This is a genomic window from Actinomycetota bacterium (genome assembly GCA_040755895.1).
Taxonomy (GTDB): domain Bacteria; phylum Actinomycetota; class Aquicultoria; order Subteraquimicrobiales; family Subteraquimicrobiaceae; genus Subteraquimicrobium.
In genome coordinates this window covers 1-2,181 of record JBFMAG010000021.1, presented here as the reverse complement: position 1 = coordinate 2,181, position 2,181 = coordinate 1, and the positions used below count along the sequence as shown (strand labels likewise).

Here is a 2,181-nt window from a genome sequence, read left to right as displayed (position 1 = left end):
GCGATTAGAGTGGTCTTGGGAATCGTTTTGCTGACATATTTCGCAGCAAATTACACGACTCTTACTTTGGCTTGGAACATCGTACTATTCGTGATCGGACTTGGTTTCCTGCTCACCGGTCTCATTGGTTATTGCCCTATCTACGCTCTCCTAGGCATAGAGAGTTTTGAATTTCCTGGTATTCACCGCGTTAAAAAGGCATAAAAACAAATGGGAGTAAGTAATCTTGCCAGCGCCAGCTCATGGCTTCCCATATTTTTTATTTCCCTACTTTTCCCATCCGCATTTATACTGTTTCCACCTTTTTTACCTCAGGAACCAGTTGTTTTAAGGTTCTTTCGATTCCCATCTTTAAAGTCATCTCAGCCATGGGGCAACCAAAGCAAGCCCCGGTGAGCTTCACCTTCACCACACCATCTTCGGTAACTTCACATAATTCTACATCTCCCCCGTCCGCCTGCAATGACGGTCTGATCTTGGTCAACGCCTCTTCAACTTTTTCTCTCATTCCAATCATCTCCTAAAATAAATTAGCCCAAGCTTCTCCTGATGGTGCCAAGTTTAATAACCCATTCTCTCACCAGGTTATATTCTAAGCCTTCATCACTCACCAAGTGTTCTCCATCAACGCCAATTACTTGCTTAAGCATGGGCTTCATGGTCTCCAAGATCGTTGCATAGAATCTATCCTCCTTGGTTCGAATACCAACCTTAATGCCCAAGTGATCCTCGATGAACTTTAGATCCTCCTCAACCTGGGAAATTACCGCGTGAGGAAGGAACTCCCCAGCATTCTTGAGATGGACGAATCTACACGCAAAGGCCAAATCCTTTTTTAGTCCAATACAGGTTTTAAGGAGAGCCTTGAGAGCATCCTCACCGTATCTGGTTAGTACCTCGTGCAAGCCTCGACCCGTGCCTATTATCTCCGGAGGGAGCCCGATGCTATACAGGGCCGCGGTATAGGAAATGACCCGAGGTAATTCGATCTCCTTTGTCAACTCGAGGCTCTCTAACTCGGAAACAAGTTCTTTATCGCCTACGAATCTCGCCAGTTCTCTGGGGCGTGGAAGGTCGCGCGCGTAACCCACCTCCCCCTTCCTAGTCAGACGGTCCCGATGCTGCGGGATATAATCGGAGATACAACATACGGGTTCAGCCATCTCATAGAAGGAATACAGATAGTGCTTGGTGAATATACCCATGATGTTCACGAGTTTGGTTTTAAAAGACTCGTCAAAGACAAGAGGGGGAAGGAAAGGAAGTTTCCTCTGCAGGATTTTAACGAGTTTTCGTGTCTTCTCATAACCATGATCGTACCTCATACCCGATTGGACGGTAAGCGTCCGAACTCCACTATACTCCTTTGAGGTATTATTCACATTTTCCAGAGTGAAATGTCCTCTAAAGGGAAGGGTCCCTCCCCCCAAGATGGGACAGATATTGATCCCCGTCTCTCGTGCGAGCCTATAGCCATCGGCGATGGCGATCTTATTGGAGAGGATTGCGGGCACTATTCCATAGGATAAAGCGAGATCCGATCGCCCAAGCATGTATCTCAGCCGATTCACGGTGAGTCCCATTCTCTGACATCCCTCGATGTAGCCCTTAAGCATGGAGTAAATATCGAGTATTTGAGGGACGGTTTCCACAAGGGGGATCAATTGGACGAGATTGGGATCCTTGCTTAACCCGAACTCCTTGTGTGCCAAATCGATGACATCAATGATCCTTTCCCTCACACTAAGGAGTTCCTGAACCCCCGTACACATGGGCGAGATAACTTCCCTTACAGCATAGACTCGAGAGCGTTTCCAGGCGTGATAGTTGGCTTCCACAATGGACATCAAGGCCATGAGTTGTCTGAATACACTTTCTTCAATGCCGCTGGGAATTCGTGGGGTGATAAATACATCCCTTCCGGGAACGATTCCTTTACCGAGTAAGCCCAGGACAATCTGGGAAGTTTGCATATATGGTGTTAGTTTTCCCTCGAAGTCCACCATGGCTTCCTCCAATCCCAGACCTTCAGGAAGGGGAGTGAGAGAAAAAATCGCTTCCTCGGGTTCTTCCTGGACGGAAATGTACCTGGATGCAGCATCCGGGTGCTGGGTCATCATCGTCGTTGGAATTCTCAACTCTTCAACCATCCTTAATTTCTCCCCTTATTTAGTCGGTAGT

Annotated in this window: 3 protein-coding genes; 1 reads left to right on the top strand and 2 read right to left on the bottom strand. The window is 47.4% G+C overall.

Annotated features, from left to right (window positions below; translation table 11 throughout):
- Positions 1-204, top strand: a 204-nt coding sequence (locus AB1466_00805) for a DUF2892 domain-containing protein (GenBank protein ID MEW6188642.1), incomplete at its 5' end; no start/stop codon positions are given.
- 82 nt (positions 205-286) lie between these two features.
- Here the strand turns inward: AB1466_00805 and AB1466_00800 are convergent.
- Positions 287-508 carry a NifU family protein gene (locus AB1466_00800; protein MEW6188641.1) on the bottom strand — a complete coding sequence of 74 codons (222 nt, stop codon included), beginning with the start codon at positions 506-508 and terminating at the stop codon, positions 287-289.
- Positions 509-530: 22 nt separating this feature from the next.
- Positions 531-2,150, bottom strand: a complete 1,620-nt coding sequence (gene ppcA / locus AB1466_00795) for a phosphoenolpyruvate carboxylase (GenBank protein MEW6188640.1) — start codon at positions 2,148-2,150, stop codon at positions 531-533.
- Between the last annotated feature and the right edge of the window lie 31 nt (positions 2,151-2,181).